General features: G+C 66.1%; 19 protein-coding genes and 3 pseudogenes. 14 read left to right on the forward strand and 8 right to left on the reverse strand.

Annotation, left to right across the window (positions count from 1 at the left end; genetic code table 11):
* Positions 1–39 precede the first annotated feature (39 nt).
* Positions 40–999: an MBL fold metallo-hydrolase gene (locus OR16_RS25095; RefSeq protein ID WP_006161011.1), complete on the reverse strand. Its 960-nt coding sequence runs from the start codon at positions 997–999 to the stop codon at positions 40–42.
* Between the two features lie 293 nt (positions 1,000–1,292).
* On the opposite strand from OR16_RS25095, the gene OR16_RS25100 reads away from it, so the two are divergent.
* Together OR16_RS25100 and OR16_RS25105 are read left to right on the forward strand one after the other, a co-directional pair.
* Positions 1,293–2,102 carry an IclR family transcriptional regulator gene (locus OR16_RS25100; protein WP_006161013.1) on the forward strand — a complete coding sequence of 270 codons (810 nt, stop codon included), beginning with the start codon at positions 1,293–1,295 and terminating at the stop codon, positions 2,100–2,102.
* A pseudogene (locus OR16_RS25105) lies at positions 2,099–2,879 on the forward strand (IclR family transcriptional regulator). The gene OR16_RS25100 and the pseudogene OR16_RS25105 overlap by 4 nt, the downstream one beginning before the upstream one ends.
* Before the next feature lie 7 nt (positions 2,880–2,886).
* On the opposite strand, the gene OR16_RS25110 reads toward OR16_RS25105, so the two are convergent.
* Positions 2,887–3,876 carry a LysR family transcriptional regulator gene (locus OR16_RS25110; protein WP_006161015.1) on the reverse strand — a complete coding sequence of 330 codons (990 nt, stop codon included), beginning with the start codon at positions 3,874–3,876 and terminating at the stop codon, positions 2,887–2,889.
* Between the two features lie 288 nt (positions 3,877–4,164).
* Between OR16_RS25110 and OR16_RS25115 the strand changes: the two genes are divergently transcribed.
* The 6 genes from OR16_RS25115 (at position 4,165) to OR16_RS25140 (ending at position 10,021) form a co-directional block, all read left to right on the forward strand.
* Positions 4,165–5,202: an aromatic ring-hydroxylating dioxygenase subunit alpha gene (locus OR16_RS25115; RefSeq protein WP_006161016.1), complete on the forward strand. Its 1,038-nt coding sequence runs from the start codon at positions 4,165–4,167 to the stop codon at positions 5,200–5,202.
* A 6-nt stretch (positions 5,203–5,208) separates the two neighbouring features.
* Positions 5,209–6,174, forward strand: coding sequence for a PDR/VanB family oxidoreductase (locus OR16_RS25120; protein WP_006161018.1), 966 nt, complete (start codon positions 5,209–5,211; stop codon positions 6,172–6,174).
* 86 nt (positions 6,175–6,260) lie between these two features.
* Entirely contained in the window at positions 6,261–7,418 is a 1,158-nt protein-coding gene (locus tag OR16_RS25125; RefSeq protein WP_006161019.1) for an ABC transporter substrate-binding protein, read from the forward strand.
* 232 nt (positions 7,419–7,650) lie between these two features.
* A complete protein-coding gene (locus OR16_RS25130; RefSeq protein WP_043420996.1) occupies positions 7,651–8,448 on the forward strand; it encodes a MetQ/NlpA family lipoprotein in 798 nt (265 codons plus the stop codon).
* A 42-nt stretch (positions 8,449–8,490) separates the two neighbouring features.
* Positions 8,491–9,384, forward strand: a complete 894-nt coding sequence (locus OR16_RS25135; protein ID WP_006161023.1) for a methionine ABC transporter ATP-binding protein — start codon at positions 8,491–8,493, stop codon at positions 9,382–9,384.
* A complete protein-coding gene (locus OR16_RS25140) occupies positions 9,365–10,021 on the forward strand; it encodes a methionine ABC transporter permease (RefSeq protein ID WP_006161025.1) in 657 nt (218 codons plus the stop codon). The genes OR16_RS25135 and OR16_RS25140 overlap by 20 nt, the downstream gene beginning before the upstream one ends.
* Before the next feature lie 31 nt (positions 10,022–10,052).
* Here OR16_RS25140 and OR16_RS25145 read toward each other — a convergent pair whose 3' ends face one another.
* On the reverse strand, positions 10,053–10,874 hold the full coding sequence (locus OR16_RS25145; protein ID WP_006161027.1) for a class II aldolase/adducin family protein: 822 nt from the start codon (positions 10,872–10,874) through the stop codon (positions 10,053–10,055).
* A gap of 227 nt (positions 10,875–11,101) precedes the next feature.
* On the opposite strand from OR16_RS25145, the gene OR16_RS25150 reads away from it, so the two are divergent.
* Positions 11,102–12,067: a tripartite tricarboxylate transporter substrate binding protein gene (locus OR16_RS25150; RefSeq protein ID WP_006161029.1), complete on the forward strand. Its 966-nt coding sequence runs from the start codon at positions 11,102–11,104 to the stop codon at positions 12,065–12,067.
* Positions 12,068–12,142: 75 nt separating this feature from the next.
* On the opposite strand, the gene OR16_RS41800 is transcribed toward OR16_RS25150, so the two are convergent.
* Positions 12,143–12,619 (reverse strand): AAA family ATPase, encoded by a 477-nt coding sequence (locus tag OR16_RS41800; RefSeq protein WP_006161030.1) that lies wholly within the window; start codon positions 12,617–12,619, stop codon positions 12,143–12,145.
* 365 nt (positions 12,620–12,984) lie between these two features.
* On the opposite strand from OR16_RS41800, the gene OR16_RS25155 reads away from it, so the two are divergent.
* Both OR16_RS25155 and OR16_RS25160 read left to right on the forward strand, forming a co-directional pair.
* Positions 12,985–13,620: a YceI family protein gene (locus OR16_RS25155; RefSeq protein WP_006161032.1), complete on the forward strand. Its 636-nt coding sequence runs from the start codon at positions 12,985–12,987 to the stop codon at positions 13,618–13,620.
* 341 nt (positions 13,621–13,961) lie between these two features.
* A complete protein-coding gene (locus OR16_RS25160; RefSeq protein ID WP_006161033.1) occupies positions 13,962–14,471 on the forward strand; it encodes a hypothetical protein in 510 nt (169 codons plus the stop codon).
* Between the two features lie 122 nt (positions 14,472–14,593).
* Here the strand turns inward: OR16_RS25160 and OR16_RS47825 are convergent, their stop codons facing one another.
* From OR16_RS47825 to OR16_RS25180, 4 genes and pseudogenes are all read right to left on the reverse strand, one after another.
* Entirely contained in the window at positions 14,594–14,827 is a 234-nt protein-coding gene (locus OR16_RS47825) for an FG-GAP repeat domain-containing protein (protein WP_006161034.1), read from the reverse strand.
* Positions 14,828–14,961: 134 nt separating this feature from the next.
* On the reverse strand, positions 14,962–15,972 hold the full coding sequence (locus OR16_RS25170; RefSeq protein WP_006161036.1) for an AraC family transcriptional regulator: 1,011 nt from the start codon (positions 15,970–15,972) through the stop codon (positions 14,962–14,964).
* 121 nt (positions 15,973–16,093) lie between these two features.
* Positions 16,094–17,147 (reverse strand): annotated as a pseudogene (locus OR16_RS25175) (alkene reductase).
* Between the two features lie 72 nt (positions 17,148–17,219).
* Entirely contained in the window at positions 17,220–17,516 is a 297-nt protein-coding gene (locus OR16_RS25180) for an ArsR/SmtB family transcription factor (protein WP_006161039.1), read from the reverse strand.
* Between the two features lie 237 nt (positions 17,517–17,753).
* On the opposite strand from OR16_RS25180, the gene OR16_RS25185 reads away from it, so the two are divergent.
* The 3 genes and pseudogenes from OR16_RS25185 to OR16_RS25195 all read left to right on the forward strand — a co-directional run.
* Entirely contained in the window at positions 17,754–18,962 is a 1,209-nt protein-coding gene (locus OR16_RS25185) for an MFS transporter (protein WP_006161040.1), read from the forward strand.
* A gap of 147 nt (positions 18,963–19,109) precedes the next feature.
* Positions 19,110–20,672 (forward strand): DUF1800 domain-containing protein, encoded by a 1,563-nt coding sequence (locus OR16_RS25190; RefSeq protein WP_043421019.1) that lies wholly within the window; start codon positions 19,110–19,112, stop codon positions 20,670–20,672.
* Between the two features lie 28 nt (positions 20,673–20,700).
* A pseudogene (locus OR16_RS25195) lies at positions 20,701–21,310 on the forward strand (DUF1501 domain-containing protein); the annotation flags it as partial.

Raw genomic sequence — 21,310 nt, forward strand, 5'->3', positions numbered from 1 at the left:
ACATTCTTGCGGCCATTCCATCTATGCGGCGATTGGCCTTCAGTTTTGCAGCGCGGCCCACATTTCCTTGTCGCGCTGCGCGGTCCAGATGCGCGGATGCTTGATGCCGCTGGCCTCATCGAAGGCGCGCGACACATCGAACGGCAGGCAGTGCTCGTAGATGAAGACGTGGCCGAACTTCGGGTCCATCGACTTGCGCGTATGGGCCATCGCGCTCTTCAGGTCCAGGCTATCCACGACGGCCTCCTTGCCGGCCTGGAACAGCGTAGTGACGAAGTCCTTGGTGTACTCGATGCCCTTCTTGACCTCTTCCGGGTTGGTGAGGGCCGGGCCGCGGCCGGGAACCAGTTTCTCGGCGCCCAGTGCCTGCAAGGCGTCCAGCGTGGCGGGCCACTGCTCGAGTTGCGCGTCGCCGCAGTAGCAGGCCGCGTCGTATTCCACCAGGTCGCCGGAGAACAGCACCTTTTGCGAAGGCAGCCAGACCACCGTATCGCCCTTGGTGTGGCCCGAACCCAGGTGCGCGATGCGCACTTCGAGCTTGCCGAGGTACAGCGTGATTTCCTTCTCGAAGACCAGCGTTGGCCAGGTCAGGCCGGGCACGGTCTCCACGCCGGCGAACAGGCGCGGGAAGCGTTCGATCTCCGACTTCATGTCGGCCTCGCCGCGCTCCACGATCATCTCGTAGGTGCCGCGGCTGGCGATGACCTGCTGCGCGCCCTCGGCGAAGTAAGCCGATGCGCCCAGCACGCGCACCGCGTGGTAGTGCGAGAGCACGACGTACTTGATGGGCTTGTCGGTGACCGAGCGGATCCTGGCGATCAGGTCCTGCGCCATGGCGGGCGTGGCGGTGGTGTCGACGATCAGCACACCGTCGTCGCCAATGATCACGCCGGAGTTGGGGTCGCCCTCGGCCGTGTACGCGTAGGCGTTCTCGGAGAGCTGGGTAAAGGTGACTTTCTTGGCTTCCAGGTCGGCCTGGGATGCGAATGCCTTGCTCATGCTTGCCTCACTTCTCTTCTTTCGGGTGGGGAAAAGACGAGACAGCAGGCGCCGGGGGCGGATGACTGCATGGCGGGGACTGTCTCGCCCCGTATTCACTCTATAGCTGCACCGGTATCGGGGTAAGGCCATCTTAGGAATTGCAGTAAAATTAGTCAATAACAAATCGTATTGTTTTTGACTAATAAGACGTGGGGGCCGAATGCGGCACAGAAAACCAAGGGGAAACCCTCGGTGATGCCGGGGGCAGAGCGTCTGGTCGATTACTATCTGGGTTTTCAGGCGAGAGGCGAATGGCACGATCAACGGACAACACGTCGGATGCCGGCGGCGCGGATAAAGCGCAGCGCGGCATACAGAGCGTCGAAGTCGGCGGCCGCTTCCTGCGGGCGCTGGCCGATGTCCGTGCCCCCATGACCCTGGCCGACCTCGCGGCTGCCGTGCAGATCGCACCCGCGCAAGCGCACACTTACCTCGTCAGCCTGGTGCGGCTTGGCCTGATCAAGCGCGATCACCTGTCCGGGCGCTACGAGCCGGGCCCGCTGGCGCTGCAGCTCGGCATGCTGTACCTGGACCACGATCCAGCCTACCGGGCGGCGGTGCCGCTGGTGGCCGCGCTGGCCGGCTCGTGCGGGTTCAGCGTGGCGATCTGCGCCGCGGGGCCTCAGGGCCCCACCATCGTCCGCTATGCGCACGCGGGCTCGCCCTTGCATGTGAACCTGCACGTCGGCACGGTGATGTCGCTGTCGGCAACGGCGACAGGCCGCGTGTTCTGCGCGTTTCTTCCGCCCGCCCAGTGGCAGGCGATCTGGGAGCAGCAGCACGCAGGCGACACGCCCGCCGTGGACGCCACCGCCTTCGGTGCGGACCTTGCCGCCATCCGCGGGCGCGGCATCGAGCGCAGCATCGACGCGCCGAGCCCCGCCGTCAGCAGTCTGTGCGTGCCGGTGCTGGACGCCAGCGGGCGGCTGCGCCTGGCGCTGACCGTGGTGGGGTCGACCGGCACCATCGATGTGGACTGGCGCGGCCCCGTGGCGGTCGCAATGCTAGACACCGCCGCGGCCATCCGGGCCGCCATCGCCGGCACTACCGAAACCGAATGACACCAGCCCCCATGCCGATCGACGACAGCCAGGGCGAAGCCGCCAAGCCGCAGCGCGGCATCCAGTCGCTGGACAACACCGGCCAGTTGCTCGCCGCGCTGGTCGCGGCCGGGCGGCCGCTGTCCTTGCGCGACCTCGCGCGCGCGGCCGGCATGCCGCCCGCCAAGGCGTTTCCGCATCTGGTCAGCCTGCAGAAGATCGGCTTGCTGGCGCGCGACGCGGCGGGCAATTTCCTGTCCGGCGCGCTGGGCCTGGAACTCGGGCTGGTGGCTTTGCAGCGCCTTTCGCCAACGCGCGAGGCCGAGCCCGAGGTGATCGAGCTGGCCGGCACCACCAGCCTGAGCGTGGCGATGGCGGTCCTCGGCCCGCTCGGGCCGACGGTAGTGCGGCTGGAAGAAGCCGCGCGGCCGCAGCACGTGAGCCTGCGGGTCGGCACTGTGCTGTCGCTGGTCCATACGGCGATCGGCCGGAGTCGAGGCGCACGGCGGCGCAGGCGAGGCGCTTGTGCCGGCATATGCCACGCGGCTGGCGCAAATCCGCGCGCGGCGCATCGACAATGCACTGAGCAAGCCGGTGCCCGGCATCGACACGCTCGCCGCAGCGGTGTTCGACCATACCGGCAGCATCGCGCTCGTGATTGCCCTGATCGGCACGTCGGGCAGCTTCGATAGCGGTACGGACGGCGCGACGGCCGGGACGCTGTTGCAGGCGGCGCGGCGGCTATCGTGGCGCTTCGGCGCGATGGAGCCGATAGAGGCGGCCGCGGGGAACGGATAGCCGCCGCCTACCTTCCTTTTGCCAAGCGCCGGGTTCGCTTGGGTTGCGGTGGCGGTGGCGGTGCCTCATCCTCGCCATCGTCGACGCGTGGATAGTGTTCGAAGGTCCGTTTCACCAGCTCGCGCAGCCAGATGATGGCCGGGTCATGGTGGAAACGTGGATGCCAATGCTGCTTGATGGCGAATTCCGGCAGCGCCACCGGCGGCTGCATCACGCGTACCGTGCCGTACCGGGCAAAGACGTTGGCGAGCTCCAGCGGCACCGTGGCGATCAGGTCCGGCTGCTGCTCCATCAGCAGCGGCACCACCAGGAAGTGCGGCGTCGACAGGTAGATATTGCGCTGGATGCCGTGGTCGTCAAACGCGCTGTCGTACGCCGCGCTGGCGCGCCCGGACAGCGTGACCACGATCTGCGGCATGCGCTGGAACTGCTCGAGCGTCAGGGCGTCGCCAACCGCCTGGTTGCGCGCACTCACGATCGTCACGAACGAGTGCATGAACAAGCGCTGCTGGAACAAGCCTTCCGGCGCGGCGCGAATCGATCCCAGCGCGAGATCGGCCTCGCCCGTGCCGAGCATGCCTTCGATCTGCTGCAGTGGAACCTGCAACGTGCGCAGCTTGCAGTGCGGTGCCTCGCGGCGCAGCCTGCTGATCAGCGGCGGCAGGAAGACCAGCTCGCCCATGTCGGTCATGCACAGGTTGAACGTGCGCCGCGCCGCCAGTGGATCGAAGCGCGACTGCGATAGAACCTGCTGCCGCACCGTGGCCATCACGCCCACAATGGCCTCGGTCAGCTCCTGCGCCTTGTGCGTGGGCATCATGCCTGCCGGCGTCTTGACGAACAACTGGTCGTCGAAGAAGGCGCGCAGCCGGTTCAGCGCGTGGCTCATCGCGCTTTGCGTCAGGCCCAGCTCTTGGGCGGCCTTGGTCACGCTGCGCTCCCGCAGCATCGCGTCGAACACCGCAAGGAGGTTGAGGTCCAGCTCATCTGCATGCATGGCGCACATTCTCGCTATTAGGGGGATGACGTTGACGCATGTTTCCTCCAAATCTATTCTGCAGTCAAGGACCCCGGAGATGGGTCGCCGCACTGGAGACAAGACATGACACCCCGCGCACGCATACGCTGCCACCCGCGTCCCGGCCTGCAAGGCGCATTGCCGCCACCCTGACGCCTCCCTTTTTTAACGCCCGCAACACGCATTGTTTTCAGGCAAGGCGTGCATGGCAACGTGCGCCCCGAATTTCCGCGCCGGGCGCAAAGTGACCGTTCCAAGGAACCCCGCATGTTCATCAAAAACACCTGGTATGTCGCCGGCTGGGATAAGGAAATCCCTGCCGAAGGCATGTTCTCCCGCACCATCATCGGCGTGCCTGTCGTGATGTATCGCAAGGAACACGGCGGCATCGTCGCGCTGGAGGATCGCTGTTGCCATCGTGGCGCGCCGCTGTCGGTCGGGCGCAGGGAGGGCGATTGCATCCGCTGCATGTATCACGGCCTGAAGTTCGACAGCGCAGGTAAATGCATCGAGGCGCCCGCGCAGGAACGCATTGCGCCGCAGGCCAAGGTGCGCAAGTTCCCCACCGTCGAGCAACACCGCTGGGTGTGGATCTGGATGGGCGACCCGGACAAGGCCGATCCGTCGCTGATCCCGGATACGCAGTGGCTGGACCATCCGGAATGGCGCAGCCTGGACGGCTACATCCACTACGACGTGAATTACCTGCTGATCTGCGACAACCTGCTGGACTTCTCGCACCTGCCGTTCGTTCACCCCACCACCCTGGGTGGCAGCGAGGACTATGCCGCGGTGCGGCCCAAGGTGGAGCGTATCGATGGCGGCGTGCGGATCACGCGCTGGGCCATCAATACCGAAGCGCCTGCCTTCGCCAAGGCCGTCAAGGCGTATCCCGGGAAGGTCGACCGCTGGAATATCTACAACTTCACGATTCCCGCCATCCTGTTAATGGATTCCGGCATGTCTCCCACCGGCACGGGCGCGCCGGCAGGCGTGCGCGTCGATGCCGCCGAATTCCGTGGCTGCCAGGCCATCACCCCGGAGACGGAAAACTCCACGCATTACTTCTTCGCCCATCCGCACAACTTTGCCATCGACCGGCCGGAAGTCACCGCGTCGATTCACCAAAGCGTGGTCACCGCGTTCGACGAAGACCGCGAGATCATCTCGGCGCAGCAGCGAAGCCTTGCGCTTGAGCCCGGTTTCAAGATGATGCCGTTCTCCATCGACGCCGCGCTTTCGCAATTCCGTTGGGCCGTGAACCAGAGGCTCGAAGAAGAAGCGGCGGCGTCCGCGCGGAGGTAGCACAGCATGCTCGAACTGATCGTATCCAGGGTGACCGCGGAGGCCGAGGGCATTCTCGGCATAGAGCTGCGGCGCGCCTGCGGCGGTGCCTTGCCGGCGTTCACCGCGGGCGCGCATGTCGATGTGCACCTGCCCGGCAATATCGTCAGGCAATACTCGCTGTGCAACGACTCCGAGGAGACTGACCGCTACTGCCTTGGCGTGGGGCTTGCGCCGTTGTCGCGCGGTGGGTCGCAGTATGTCCATGAAGGACTGAAGGCGGGCGACACGCTCGCCGTGAGCGCGCCGCGTTCGCTGTTCGGCATCGATGCGGCTGCCTCGGCGCATATGTTTATCGCCGGCGGCATCGGCATCACGCCGATTCTCAGCATGATCCGCTGGTGCGAGGCCAACGGCCGGCCGTGGCAACTGCTCTACTGCATGCGCTCGCGCTGTCGCGCGGCTTACCTGGATATGTTGTCGCGCTACGGGGACAGGGTGCAACTGCATGTCGATGACGAGAGCCAGGGAGCGCTGGCGGACCTTGCCTCTTTTCTTGGCGGGCTGCATGCGGGCGGTCACGTGTATTGCTGCGGGCCTTCGCCACTGATGGATGCGGTGGCTGCCACGGCAGAGGCGGCGGGCGTGCCACGCGCAGCCACGCACTTCGAGCGGTTCAGTGTGGATCCGCAGCAGGCCAGCGCCCATGCCGGTTTCGATGCGGACGAGGCCTTCACGGTTGTCCTGCACCGGCACGGCGGCCGTTTCACCGTGCCCGCCGGTTCCACCATTCTCGAAACACTTGAGCGCAACGGCGTGCCGTTGCCGTTTTCCTGCCGCGAGGGGCTGTGCCGCAGTTGCGAGGTGCCCCTGCTGTCCGGCAAGGCGGACCACAGGGACTACGTGCTGAGCGACGAGGAGCGCGAGGCCAACGCCGCCATCATGATTTGCGTTTCCCGGGCGCTGACTCCCGAGCTGGAACTGGACATCTGAGCACGCCGCGCGGCCCCACCGTCCCGGCAAAAGCACCACAACACGCGCCACCCGGATGGCCGCGTTTCACCCAAGGAGACAAGACGATGTTCCATCCCACTTGCGCAATGCTGGCAGCCGTGCTCGCCATGGCCGGCCTGGCCGCAACTCCCGCGCACGCCGATATCAACGTCGGCGTCACCTTGGCGCTGACCGGTCCGGCGGCGTCACTCGGCATTCCGGCAAAGCGTGCGGTTGACCTCCTGCCAAAGGAGATCGCAGGGCAGAAGCTGAACTACATCCTCCTCGATGACACCTCGGATCCGAGCATCAGCGTGCGCAATTTTCGCCGCCTGGTGGATGAGCACAATGTGGATGTGGTGATGGGCTCCTCGGTCACGCCATCCACCATTGCGCTGGTCGATGTTGCCGCCGAGACCAAGGTGCCGTTGATGAGCCTGGCCGCCAGCGCCAGGATCGTCGAGCCTCAGGACGAGAAACGACGGTGGGCATTCAAGGCGATCCAGAATGAGAACCTGATGATCGGCGCCACGCTCGGCCATATGCAAATGGCGGGGACGAAGACGCTGGCATTCATGGGTTTCTCCGATGCCTACGGGGATGCGTGGCTGGCGGCGCTCCAGCCGCTGGCTGACAAGGCTGGCATCCGGCTCGTGGCAACCGAGCGCTACGTGCGCACCGACACCAGCGTGGTAGCGCAGACCCTGAAGATCATTGCCGCTAAGCCGGACGCCGTCCTTGTCGCGGCATCCGGCACACCGGGCGCGCTGCCGCAGAAAACGCTCACCGAACGCGGCTACAAGGGCCGCGTCTACCAGACCTACGGCATTGCCAACCGTGACTTCCTGCGCGTAGCCGGAAAGGATGCGGAGGGCGCGATCTTCGCGGTCGGACCGGTGCTGGTGGCAGACCAGCTTGATCCGGGCAGCCCGATGCGGCCGGTTGCGCAGGATTTCATCAAGCGCTACGAGGCCGCGTACGGGCAGAACTCAGCCTCGATCTTCGCGGCCAATGTCTGGGATGCGGGCCTGGTCCTGCGAGCGGCCATTCCCGCCGCGCTCGGCAAGGGCCGGCCCGGCACCGAGGCATTCCGCATTGCGCTGCGCGACGCACTGGAGAGCACCAGCGGTGTCGTGACTACCCAAGGCGTGACCACCATGTCCCGCTCCGACCACGTCGGGTACGACGAGCGCGCGGCGGCGCTGGTCCAGATCCAGAATGGCGGATGGAAGTACCTGAAGTAGGGCAGCGCAAGGGCGTCGCTTCCCGCTTGCCACCGGCCTGCCCGCGACCGGCCGGCCTTCCCATCGAGGGATGCCGGCTCGCCGGATCGCTGGCAGGTTTTCCGGATTTGCTACTGCGGTTTTATTCTTGGACCCGCCTGCCGTTGCTTACCTAGACTGGTCCCCTGGCATCTCGCCAGCTCAAACACGGCCAGCAAAATCTTCGAGGTGAACGGCATATGAACCTGCGCGCATTTTTTCCACGGTCCTCGCTGCCACGACGGCGCTCGCCATCGGCGCGGCCCCGGTCCTGGCCGCCGACAAGCCCATCAAGGTAGGCGTGCGCGGCGGCGTGGACGAAGAGATCTGGGAAGTGGTGACCAAGGTGGCCAGGAAGCAAGGCCTCAACGTGGAGCCGATCGTGATCACCGGCACCGCCAGCCCCAACGAGGCGCTGAACAACGGCGATCTCGACGCCAACGCGTTCCAGCACAAGCCCTTCCTGCGTGACCAGATCAACCAGCGCGGCTACAAGATCGTGGCGGTGGCGGACACGCTGATCTCGCCGATCGCCTTCTACTCGCGCAAATACAAGTCGCTGGAGTCGCTGCCGCAGGGGGCGCGGCTGGGCATTCCCAATGATCCGAGCAACCAGACCCGGGCGCTGGTGATCCTGCGCGATCATGGGCTGATCAAGCTGCGCGAGGGTTTCGACCCGTACACCGGCACGGCCACGCTGGGCGATATCACGGCCAACCCGAAGAAGCTGGACCTGGTGGAAAGCGCCTCGGTGGTGCTGGCGCGCTCGCTGCCGGATGTGGACGCCGCTGCGGTGGTCAACACCTTCGCCTACCAGGCCGGCCTGATCGCCACGCGCGATGGCATCGCGGTGGAGAAGAAGGAGCACAACCCGTACGTGAACGTGATCGCCGTGCGCGAGCGCGACAAGGCCGCGCCGTGGGTGGCGCCGCTGATCAAGGCGTACCACTCGGACGAGGTGCGCAAGTTCATCCTGACCAAGTACCAGGGCTCGGTGATCCCGGCGTTCTGATGCGGATGTCGTTGTTCATGTTGTTCCCGGAGGATCTTCATCGTGTCACAGGCGCACCCGCTGCAATCAAGTCCGCCGCATATCGTCTTCGATCACCTTGGCAAGCACTACCCGGGCGCGCCCGCGGCCGCCTTGCAGGAAGTATCGTTCACGGTGGCGCGCGCAGAGCTCTTCGGCATCATCGGGCGTAGCGGCGCGGGCAAGTCCACGCTGTTGCGCACCATCAACATGCTGGAGCGTCCCAGCGCCGGGCAGGTGCGCGTGGATGGCGTGGACGTGGGCACGCTGGATGAAGATGGCCTGGTGGCGCTGCGCCGGCGCATCGGCATGATCTTCCAGCATTTCAATTTGCTGTCGGCCAAGACCGTGTTCGAGAACGTGGCCTTGCCCCTGCGCGTAGCGGGCGTGCCGCGCGCGGAGATTGTGCCGCGGGTGATGGCGCTGCTGGAACTGGTGGGCCTGGCCGACAAGGCGCAGGTTTATCCGGCCACGCTGTCCGGCGGGCAGAAGCAGCGTGTGGGCATTGCGCGCGCGCTGGTGCACCGCCCGGAGATCCTGCTGTGCGACGAGGCCACCTCGGCGTTGGACCCCGAGACCACCGAATCGATCCTGGCCCTGCTGCGCGACATCAACCGCACGCTCGGACTGACCGTGGTGCTGATCACGCACGACATGGCGGTGATCCGCCAGGCTTGCGACCGCGTGCTGGTGCTTGACCAAGGCCGCGCGGTGGAGCTGGGCACGGTGTGGCAGGTGTTTGCCGAGCCGCAGGCCGCCGCCACGCTGGCGCTGCTGCGCCCGCTGCGGCTGGAGCTGCCGGTGCCGGCCGGCGGCGAGTTTTCCAATGCCATTCATTGCGCCCATGCGGCCAATGCGTCGTACGCGAGTGCGCGCGCCAATATCGAGATACAGGCTTATGTTCCCGCCAATGGCTGACAAGTACGTGAAGGCGCTGGGCGAGACCTTGCTGATGGTGAGCGCCGCCTGCCTGGTGGTGTTCGTGTGCGGCATGGCGCTGGCCATCGTGCTCACGCTGAGCGCGCCGGGCGGCTTGCGTCCGCGGCCGCGGACGCACCGCACGCTGTCGGCGCTGGTCAATACCTTCCGCTCGATCCCGTTCATCATCCTGCTGGTGGCGATGCTGCCCGTGACGCGGCTGATCGTCGGCACCACCATGGGCACGTGGGCGGCGGTGGTGCCGCTGAGCGTGCACCTGATCCCCTTCTTTGCGCGGATCGCCCAGGTGAGCCTCAACGAGATCGATCCGGGCCTGATCGAGGCCGCGCGCGCCATGGGCTGCCGGCGCTGGCACATCGTGCGCCACGTGCTGCTGCCCGAAGCGCTGCCCGGCATCGTCGGCGGCGCCACGGTCAGCGTGATCGCCATGATCGGCTCGTCGGCCATGGCCGGCGCGGTGGGCGCCGGCGGGCTGGGCGACCTGGCCATCCGCTACGGCTACGAGCGCTACGAGACCACGGTGATGTTCAACGTGATCGCGATCCTGGTGGCGCTGGTCACGCTGGTGCAGTTCGGCGGCGAGCGGCTGGCGCGGCGCTTCGACCACAGGCGCTGAGCCGGCCACGGAGCGCGTGCCGCGCCTGCCGTTACTGGCGATACGACGGATCGCTGCGATCGAGCTGCCGCAGCAGGGCAGCCCAGTGCTTGCGCGTGACGGGGCCGCCGGCATTGCTCACCACCAGCTCCGCCACCTTGCGCGCCACGGCATCGGGCGCGATCACCAGCGGCGCGCCGCCGGATTGCGCGGCCAGCTGCGCCACGCAGGCACGCTCCAGCATATGCAGTTCCTGGAAGGCTTGCGCAATAGTGGGCGCGCAGGTCAGCAGGCCGTGGTTGCGCAGGATGAAGATGTCGCGCTCGCCCAGGTCCGCCACCAGCCGGGAGCGTTCGTCCAGGTCAATGGCAATGCCCTCGTAGTCGTGATACGCCACCCGTTCGAAGAAGCGCATGGCGTGCTGCGAGATCATCAGCAGGCCATCGCGCTGCGCCGACACGCCGATGCCGGCGGCGGTGTGAGTATGCAGCACGCAGCCTACGTCGTGGCGCGCGGCGTGGATGGCGCTGTGGATCACGTAGCCAGCCGGGTTGATGCCGAGGCCAGTGTCGTCGCGCAGGATCTCGCCGTCAATATCGACCTTGACCAGGTTGGATGCGGTGATCTCTTCGAAGGTCAGGCCATAAGCATTGATCAGGAAATGCTCGTCGGAGCCCGGCACGCGCGCCGAGAAATGCGTGTAGATGTGATCGGTCCAGCGGAACTGCGCCGCCAGCCGGTAGGCCGCCGCCAGCTCCACGCGCACGGCCCATTCGGTGGGCGATACCTTGGCCTGGACGGCGGGGAAATGCAGGGCGGGCAGGGACAGACTGGGATCCGACCAGGCAAGCAGCGGTTCGGTGACGGTGTTCATGCGGCGCTCCGGAAGAAGGGGGGGGCCGCAACATCATACGGCTGGCGCGCGGGCCTGCCAACGCCGCAATCGGCATATGGAAATGCGCGGGCTGCACGGGCGACATGCAGCAACGCGGCGGCGACGCGCCATCCCGTAGAATTCTCTCCTGCGCGGTCGTGCCCATGCACCGCGCGTCATGCACAGACCCAGCACGGCACATAAAACCAATAAAGCAGGAGAGTCCCTTGAAGAAGCCCTTTGCCCTCATCGCCGCCGCAGCAGCATTGACGACGGCCGCCACCTTTGCCCACGCCGCTTATCCCGACCGGCCCATCAAGCTGATCGTGCCCTTCCCGCCCGGACAGGCCACCGACATCTTTGCGCGCGCGCTGGCGGAGCGGCTGGGCAAGCAGCTCGGCCAGCCGGTGGTGGTGGACAACCGCGCCGGGGCGGGCAGCAACCTCGGCATGGAGATCGCCTCCCATGCCGCGCCCGATGGCTACACCCTGGTGATGGCCGGCAGCGCGATGGCGATCAACGAGACGCTGTACAAGAAGCTGAACTACAACCCGCGCCAGGACTTCCAGCCGATCTCCGGCGTGTTCTCGGTGCCGCTGGTGTTCCTCGCCACGCCGGCTTCCGGCATCGTCTCGCTGCGTGACCTGATCGCCAAGGCCAAGGCCGCGCCCGGCAAATACAGCTACGCTAGCGCGGGCGTGGGGGGTACCCAGCATCTGTCGGCCGAAATGCTCAAAGCCCAGGCGGGCATCTTCATGGTGCACATCCCCTACAAGGGCAGCGGCCCGGCGCAGTCCGACTTTCTCGGCAACCAGATCCCGCTGATGGTGGATTCGGTGACGGCGGCGCTGCCCCTGATCCAGTCGAAGAAGGCCGTGCCGCTGGCGGTCACGGTGGCCAAGCGCACGCCGCAGCTGCCGTCGGTGCCCACGGTGCGCGAGCAAGGCGTTCCGGGCTTCGAAGCGCTGGGCTGGGCCATCCTGATGGCGCCCAAAGGCCTGCCACCCGCGCTCGTGAGCCAGCTCAACGCGGAGACGGTGAAGGCGCTGCAGTCGCCCGAGCTGTCGAAGTTCATCACCGACCGCGGCTCGGAGCCAATGCCGATGAGCCCGGAGGAAACCGGCAAGTTCGTCGACAGCGAGATCCACAAGTGGGGCGCGGTGGTGAAGCGCTCCGGGGCGCAGGCGGACTGAGCGCGTAGTGTGAAGAAGAAAGCCGGGCCCCATGGCTGGCCCGGCTTACTTGAGGTTCTTCACCGACATCGGAAATCAGGAGCCCGCGACTCTGAGCACCTTGGAAAATCCCTCTTCAATGCAAGGCGGCTCGAACAAGTTTCCTACACTCTCGATGCTTTCGTCTGGTACGCGTTTGTCCGCTGGCCTGTCGGCGTTGCGCATCTTCGCGACGGCTAGCGGAGTATCAATCCATATCGCCAGTGCTTCAGCACTCCGTCGACGGGCGATCTCGATAATCGGGCTCCGATGGCGCGCGCCCGGCAACGCCGCATCGAAGCCAATGCAAGGCGCGTAGTCGCTCGCGTGATGTGCGAGCCAATGAGATTTTCCTGCGCCTTGCAGTCCGCAGACGATGAGCACTCGCGGCTGAAGGTCACGCATTTCAATCAGCGCCTGTTCAAGTGCAGCAAAGCTGCTCGACCACGCAAGCTGGCTGCGTTCCGGCGTCCATACCCGTCCTGCCGGCGTTTCTAAATAAGCATCGGGGTTGATGATGCGAATCCTGTCCATCAGGCGCAGCGCTGGGTTCTGGAGCCCGCACTATACCGCGGCCTTCAGCTCGTGTGCGCACAGTGATTCACCGCCTCAGCCGGCTGCGGTTGCGTGCTATCCGTTGGGAAACGCTGATTGCCGAGGTTTTTGGCCAATGTCCGCACCGGGAAGCGGGCATCCGGGCTCGACCTGCGCAAGGCCCGGTGAGCGCCCTCGCCCTCGTACCGGCAATTTGCCGTGGGCCCGACTAGGGCTTTTTGCGGAGGGAGGGGGGATGGACTGGCAACCGACCCTTCGGCATTTGCGGCGGCGCGCAATGGAATAAATCCTGGCCGCCAAGCGTTTACCTAGCCGGACCACAGTTCTTCTGCCGTGGAGGCATCGTGCTCGATTCGCCACTCTGGTTCCGGGCCACCCGCGGGCACGCGATCGCCGAACTTGTGCTCGCCACATTAGCATCGCTGGCGGGCGCCGTCAGCCAGACCCAGCCAACCGAGGTGGATGGGCGGCCCGATCGGTACATGCTGGCGCCGCAACGCTCGACCGTCACGTTCGAGGTCGACGCCTTCTCGCACTCACAGATCAAGATGCGCTTTCACTGCATGAATGCGCAGCTCGAAGGAACGCGGGCCGGTCTTGACTCGGGCCGCGTCATGGTGACGATCGAGGCCGCAAGCGTTGAGGCGCGCCCGCGCTTCCTGTCGCCGATCATCCGGGGCGGCGGCATGCTCGATGTGGCCCGCTATCCGGAGATCCGCTTTGTCAGTACCCGCTTTGTCCGGACCGCAGAGGGCAGCGGGTGGCTTCTCGGCAACCTCACGATCCACGGCATCACGCGTCCGGTCAGCCTTCTGGTAACACCAGGCGGCGCCATCGGAGAGCCGCGGCGCGACCGCACGATTGCCTTCTCCGCGGCCGGCGAAGTCAGCCGCCGGGAGTTCGGCCTGGCAGCATGGTTCCCCACTGTGGGCGACGCCGTGCACATGAATATCCAGGTGGAGTTCGTGCTTGGGCCTTGAAGCGCTTGGCAGTACCAGGGGGGTGCGTTCACCGATGCGACACAGGAGAACATCATGTCGGCTAGAATTCTCGCGGCGTTGCTTGCCGCATTCCTTCTTGCGGCTTGCGGCGGAGGCGGGGACGAGCCCGGCACCACGGTCGGATCGGGGGCGGGCATGACGGGCGGCGCCTCGTCAGGAAGCGCGCCCGGATTCCAGCCGACGCCAGGTACCGGCGGCATCGGTGGTGGCGCCGGCGGGGCTGGCGGCGTAGGGGCAGGGCCCGGAATGTAGCGGGTGGACTATGCTTGGATCGAATACTGGCCGAAAGAAACTGCACCTTTCGGCAGTGGAGAATGGTCATGCAATATCGCTTCGCCAAGTGGCTGGCCGGCACCGCGGTTGCGCTGTCTGCCTGTGCGTCCCTGCAACCCCTCCAGACTGCGCAGAAAATGATAGGCAGCCCGGCAAGCTCCGTGCGCGAGACCTTTGGCGCGCCCACGGAGACCCATGCGCTCGCCGACGGTACCAGCCGGTGGATCTATTCGCACCAGCCCTTGGGATATGAGGTCTACGCCGCAGATTTCGACGGGAACGGAAAGCTCGTCAACTTCCGCCAGATGTTGACCGAGAAAGAGATCTACGAGGCAAAGCCGGGGGTCTGGACCAAGCGCGACGTGGCCGAGCGCTTTGGCCTGCCGCGCGAGCCTGTCCAGTACTACCCGCTCATGAAGCGCGAGGCATGGTCGTACCGGCTCTATGCGAATGGCTATCAGCCGGGCCACTTTAGTGCCTACTTTGACGACCAGGGCGTACTGGATCGCACGATGATCATCGTTGATTCGCTTGGAGGCGACCGGCGGCGCAAGTGATGCTGCGACTGCTGATGCCCCCGGTTTTCGACGTTGTCCAGCGATGGCCGGAGCGTGCAATCGGCATCGGCTCTGCGATCCGTTGCAGCAGTCGTCGTTGACCGCCTCTCTCACCGCACTCGTCAGAGAGCAAGGTGCACGGCAGGCAGGAACTGGCCACGCTGTTGCGCGCTCTGGAACAGGATGCCGTCGCCGTCGTCCACGACGATATCCGGTGCCTTGTCGCCATTGAGGTCGCCCACGGCCATCGTGTTGGCGCCTTGGAAATTCCCGATCCTGACTGGATTGCCGAACGCCCCGCGTGTTTGGTCCTGGAAGTAGATTTGAATGCTCCCATTGAATGCCATCGCCTTCATGGCGGGCCGGGGGCCGCGAGTGGAAGATGAAGAACAAGAAGTACGCGATGATCAACAATCTGTTTCCCCGCGCATACCCCGAACATCATCGGCACTCCGCGCCGGCGGCTTGACCTTGCGTTGCGCTCGCCGCGCTATAGCGCACGCACGGGAATGCACAACTCGCAGGTCAGTGAGCCCGTTCGCGCGTCCAGCGCCGACACTGCCGAGAACCGCTCGAAGCATGGGCGTTCGTCGCATTGCAGACCGCTGGACGGCAGCCATTCCCGGGTCAGCCAGGTCCATGCCTCGGCGATGGTGGCAGGGGCGCCGGTGAATTGCGCCACGGCGTAACGTCCGCCCGGCAGGACGGAGATGCTGGCCCGGCCGCCGGGCTGGAAGGTTTCAGGTATCTCCACGCAGGCGTCGTAGCGGCACTTGTCCGGCGGCGTGATGCCGGGGGCGTCGTGGCCGATGCCGTAACACGTTTGCCCGGCCAGGCCGTTGGCATGCATCCATGGCGCGACGGCTTCACGCCAGAAGGTGCCGATCGCCGGACCGTAGGGGCCGATATGGCGTTGATAGGCGACACGTGCCTCGGGTAGATCGATGACGCGGACTTCCATATTGCTCTCTCCATCTGTTTGGCAGGAGACGCCATGGTCGATGAAAGCACCGCCATCCACCTGATCGGCATTGCGCAGGACCTGATCCGGATTGCTATGGCGGTTGGCCAAGCGCGCGCGTGCCGCCGCGACCTGCGTGGCCCGGTGTTCGGCTGCGCCGGCGCGCCAGGTAGAGGGCGTGCAGCCAAACTTGAGCTTGAAGGCGCGCGCGAATGCCTCGCCGGAGCCGAAACCGGTGGCCAGTGCGATTTCCAGCACCGAGGCGCCGGGTTTACAAGCCAACTGAAATGCGGCGGACTCGAGCCGGCGCCGGCGTGTGTAGTCGCCCAGCGTCTCGCCCATCCAGGCCGCGAACAAACGATGAAAATGGAAGCGGGAGAAGTTCGCGACGTCCGCCAGTTCGGCCAGATCGAGCGGCGTGTCCAGATGCTGGTCGATATAGTCGAGCACGCGGTTCACGCGCCGCGTGTACTCCGCGCGATGGATGCGCAGCAGCGATGGGTCTGACTGCTGGCTTTCTACTTGGTCGGTGGGTGCCATGGCTGCGGATTATGGCATGACGGCGACATGCGCAAACCGTCCCGGCCAACGGAAAACGCCCCGCGCTAGGCGGGGCGTTCAACCGTTCAACTGCGCGACCAGTTCGCCTGGCCGCGTGCGCTCAGGCAAGCGCGGGGTAGTCGATATAACCTTCGGCGCCAGAGTGGTAGTAAGTCTCCGGCTGCGGTGCGTTCAGCGGCGCGTCGATCTGCAGGCGGCGCGGCAGGTCCGGGTTGGCGATGAACAACTGGCCAAAGGCCACCGCATCGGCTTCACCGGCTTGCAGCACGTGCTCGGCCGTTTCCTTGGTCATCTTCTCGTTGGCGATATAGGTGCCGCCAAACGCCTTCTTCAGCGCGGGGCCGAGGCGATTGTCGCCCAGCGCTTCGCGCGAGCAGATAAAGGCGATGCCGCGCTTGCCGAGTTCGCGCGCCACGTAGCCGAAGGTGGCCGGCAGGTCCGAGTCGCCCATGTCGTGCGCGTCGCCGCGCGGCGCCAGGTGCACGCCCACGCGCGATGCGCCCCACACGTCGATGCAGGCGTCGGTCACTTCCAGCAGCAGGCGGGCGCGGTTTTCCAGCGAGCCGCCGTAGGCGTCGGTGCGCTTGTTGGTGCTGTCCTGCAGGAACTGGTCAAGCAGGTAGCCGTTGGCGCCGTGCACTTCCACGCCGTCGAAGCCGGCCGCCTTGGCGTTCTCGGCGCCGTGGCGGAAGGCCGCGACGATGCCGGGGATTTCATCGGTTTCCAGCGCGCGCGGCGTGACAAACGCGCGCTTGGGACGCACCAGGCTGACATTGCCGGCGGCGGCGATGGCGCTGGGCGCCACCGGCAGTTCGCCGTCGAGGAAGACTGGATCGGAAATACGGCCCACGTGCCACAGTTGCAGGAAGATGCGGCCGCCGGCGGCGTGCACGGCATCGGTGACCACCTTCCAGCCGGCCACTTGCTCGTCGGACCAGATGCCCGGGGTGTCGGCATAGCCCACGCCTTGCGGGGTGACCGAGGTGGCCTCGCTGAGGATCAGGCCTGCGGACGCGCGCTGCACGTAGTACTCGGCCATGAGTGTTGGGCACGCGGCCGCCGCCCACCGCGCGCGAGCGCGTCAGGGGCGCCATGATGACGCGGTTGGGGAGGTCGAGGTCGCCGATGCGGATGGGGTCGAAGAGAGAGGTCATGTCAGTTTGTCCGGGTGTCGAAGAGAGGGGTGCACCGTTGGTGCGGAAGTAGGCGCTCGCGTGCCGCTGGCATCAAAGATCGCTGTGCATGTGATCGAGGAAGGCCTGGATGGTCTCCTCGTCGCGCTTGAAAAAAATCCATTGGCCTACCCGCTTGGATGTCACCAGCCCGGCGCGCTGCAACGTGGCGAGATGCGCCGACACGGTGGACTGCGACAGCCCGGTGCGCGCGTCGATCAGTCCCGCGCAGACGCCAAGCTCGAGCGGGTAGTCCTGCATGGCGAAATTCTCCTGCGGGGCTTTCAGCCAGGCGAGGATGCTGCGCCGCACGGGATTGGCCAGGGCCTTGTGGATGGCGTCGATGTCCATTGGGTGGGTTTGTCCGGTAGCGGAGCCACGGGCTGTTTCGCGTTTTGGCGAAACATATATCCGCTTCTCACAAAATTAATATCGTAACTATACGATATACGCGGCGGCTTTGCTGGGGCGGCTTGCACGGCACATCAACGATGTTCGTTGGTGTGCTGAATTCATCATCTGGTTGCTTTAAAAAACTTAGTTAGATAGACTCCGCGTGGTTTCTTTATAAAACCAAGAGGAGCCGTCATGACCTTTCATCAAGCCATCGCGTCCCCGGCGCAAGCCGGCGCAGCGCCTGCGATGCCATCCTCGCTGGTCTGGCTGTTCGCGCTGGCGTGCGGGCTCAGCGTGGCCAACGTGTACTACGCGCAGCCCTTGCTGGATGCGATCGCGCGCGAGTTCGGCCTGGGCTACGGCTCGGTCGGCATCGTCGTCACCGCCACGCAAGCGGGCTGCGCGCTCGCGTTGCTGCTGCTGGTGCCGGTGGGCGACCTGGTGGATCGGCGCCGCCTGATCTTGCTGCAGTTGCTGTTGCTTGCCGTGGCGCTGGCCGTCGTGGCCGTGGCGTCCACGCGCACGGCGCTGCTGGCGGGGATGCTCGCCGTCGGCCTGCTGGGCACGGCGATGACGCAAGGACTGATCGCCTTCGCCGCCACGCTGGCCGCGCCGGCCGAGCGCGGCCGCGTGGTGGGCGCCGCGCAGGGCGGCGTGGTGATCGGGTTGCTGATGGCGCGTGCCATGGCCGGCGCGCTGGCGGATCTTGCCGGCTGGCGCGCGGTGTACGTGGTCTCGGGCGTGCTGGCGCTGCTGATGATCGCGCTGCTGGCGCGCTGTTTGCCGAGGCAGGCGAGCGCACCGGTGAAGATGCGCTACGTCAGCCTGCTCGCGTCGATGTTCACGCTGCTGGCGCAGGAGCGCACGCTGCAGGTCCGTGGCGGGATCGCCATGCTGATGTTCGCCGCGTTCAGCGTGTTCTGGACCGCGCTGGTGCTGCCGCTGAGCGCGCCGCCGTATTCGATGTCGCATACCGCCATCGGTGCCTTCGGGCTTGTCGGGGCCGTCGGTGCTCTGGCGGCAGCGCGCGCCGGGCGCCTCGCGGATCGCGGGCTGGGACAGTGGACCACCGGCATTGCGCTGGTGCTGCTGGTGGCCTGCTGGGTGCCGCTGGGCTTTGCGCGGGAGTCGCTGTGGCTGCTGGTGGCGGGCATTATCGTGCTGGACCTGGCCGGGCAGGCCATCCATGTCACCAACCAGAGCATGGTGTTCCGGGTGCGCCCGGAAGCGCACAGCCGGCTGGTGGGCTGCTACATGCTGTTCTATGCGCTTGGCAGCGGTGCCGGGTCGATCGCATCGACCTATGTCTATGCGCGCGCCGGTTGGTCAGGCGTCTGCATGCTGGGCGCGGCGATCAGTGCCGCCGCGCTGGTGTTCTGGGGCGCGACCTTGCGCCGGTAACCGGCCAGAACTTACATTTTGCTTGCTGAGCCAGGCCGGATAACGGGCGAATCCAACGTCAACCAAAACCCGTCCGCCAGCGTAAGAGCGGTGTCACCCCACAGCGTTCGAGGCAGGCCAACCATGTCCTTCAGCATTTCACGCTTGATGTCACGCTTGATATCGGTGTGCCTCCTGAGCGCGGCCGCCGGGCTGCTGGGTGCTTGCGCGCAAGGCGGCGCCGCGCCGGAGGGCGCATCCGGCGCGGCGCTGAAGCCGGCCGACCTGCACTGGCTCAACACCGTCACCTTCGGAGTCAACCAGGCCAGCATCGAGCGCCTGCGCAAGCTGGGGCGCGAGCGCTATCTCGAAGAACAACTCAAGGCACCCGGCACCGATAAGGGCGAGCTTGCCGCCAGCATCGGCGCGCTGAGCATCGCCCAGCAAAGCGGCGAGCAACGGCTGCGCGGCGTGCGCGCCGAGCAGCAGCGCATCAACACCCTCACCGACGAAGACGAAAAAAAGACGGCGCGCGACGCACTCAACCGCAGCGGCAACGATGTGGTGCTCGACACCAGCCGCCGCCATTTGCTGCGCGCACTCTACTCGCCCGCGCAGTTGCGCGAGCAGATGACGTGGTTCTGGATGAACCATTTCAGCGTGTACTCCGGCAAGGGCTCGGTGCGCTGGGTGCTGGCCGACTACGAAGACAAGGCCGTGCGCCCGCATGCGCTGGGCAAGTTCCGCGACCTGCTGATGGCGACCGTGACATCGCCCGCCATGCTGGAGTACCTGGACAACGCGCAAAGCGCGGTCAACCGCATCAACGAGAACTATGCGCGTGAGCTGATGGAGCTGCATACGTTGGGCGTGGCCGGCGGCCCGAGCGGCTCGCGCTATACGCAGCAGGATGTGCAGGAACTGGCACGCGTGCTGACCGGCCTGGGCATCAACGCCAGCGGCCAGCCGCCCAAGCTCCCGCCGCAAAAGCAGGCGCTCTACCGCGCCGACGGGCTGTTCGAGTTCAACCCGAACCGGCATGATTTCGGCCCCAAGACCTTGCTTGGCCATCGCATCGAGCCGACCGGTTTCCACGAGGTGGAGCAGGCCGTGGAGATTCTCAGCCGCGATCCGGCCACCGCGCGTTTCATCTCCTACAAGCTCGCCGCGCATTTCGTCGGCGATGCGCCGCCGCCGTCGCTCGTCAACCGCATGGCCGGCACGTTCACGCAGACCGATGGCGATATCGCGTCAGTGCTACGCACGCTGTTCCTGTCGCCTGAGCTGAACAACACGCTGGCCTCCGGCACGCGCAAGTTCAAGGACCCGATGCAGTTCGTGGCCTCGTCGCTGCGGCTGGCGTATGACGGCCGCACGGTGGCCAACCTGCGCCCGGCCATCGGCTGGCTTAACCAGCTTGGCGAGCCGCTCTATGGCCGCATCACGCCGGACGGTTTCCCGGCGGCGGAGAGCGCATGGGCCAGTTCCGGGCAGATGGTCAAGCGCTTCGAGATCGCGCGCGCCATTGGCTCGGGGCAGGCCGGCCTGTTCTCCAAGGATGATGGCAAGCCGGCCGAGCGCACCGGCTTTCCCTTGCTGACCAACCGCGTGTTCTTCGACAGCATCGAATCCACGCTCGGCCCCGCCACGCGCACCGCGATGACGCAGGCGACGTCGCAGGCGGAGTGGAACACCATCTTGCTGTCGTCGCCCGAATGGATGCAGGACTGAGCAGTCCGCCCTGAACAAGGAGTACCCCATGCAACGACGTGACTGGCTAAAGGGCGCGGGGCTTGCCGGACTGGCGGCATTGGCGCCCGGCATCGTTTCGCGCGCCTACGCGCTGCCGCAGCAGGCCGATGCGCGTTTCCTGCTGGTGTTCCTGCGTGGTGGCTACGATGCCACCAATGTGCTGGTGCCGGCGGGCAGCGATTTCTACTACGCATCGCGGCCGACCATCGCCATTGCCAGGCCGGTCGCGCAGGGCGCCCCGGCCGATCCGCGCGCCGCGCTGTCGCTGGCGGCAGCCTTCGATGGCGGCGCGGGCAGGGGCATCGATGCGTGGGCGCTGCATCCCGCGCTCAAGGACAGCCTGCTGCCGCTGTGGCAGAAGCAGCAGCTTGCGTTCGTGCCGTTTGCCGGCACCGATGACCTGTCGCGCAGCCACTTCGAGACGCAGGACGGGGTCGAGGCCGGCCTGCCGCTCGCGGGCAACGGCAAGGGCAGCGGGCGCATCGATGCCGCGCTGCGCGGCACCGGCTTTCTCAACCGGCTGGCCGAATCGATGGGCGGACGCGCCGCGCCGGTCGCCTTCACGGACGGCCTGCCGATGGTGCTAAGCGGTGCGCTCACCGTGCCCAATGTCTCGT

The sequence above is a fragment of the Cupriavidus basilensis OR16 genome (genome assembly GCF_000243095.1).
GTDB classification, from domain to species: domain Bacteria; phylum Pseudomonadota; class Gammaproteobacteria; order Burkholderiales; family Burkholderiaceae; genus Cupriavidus; species Cupriavidus basilensis_D.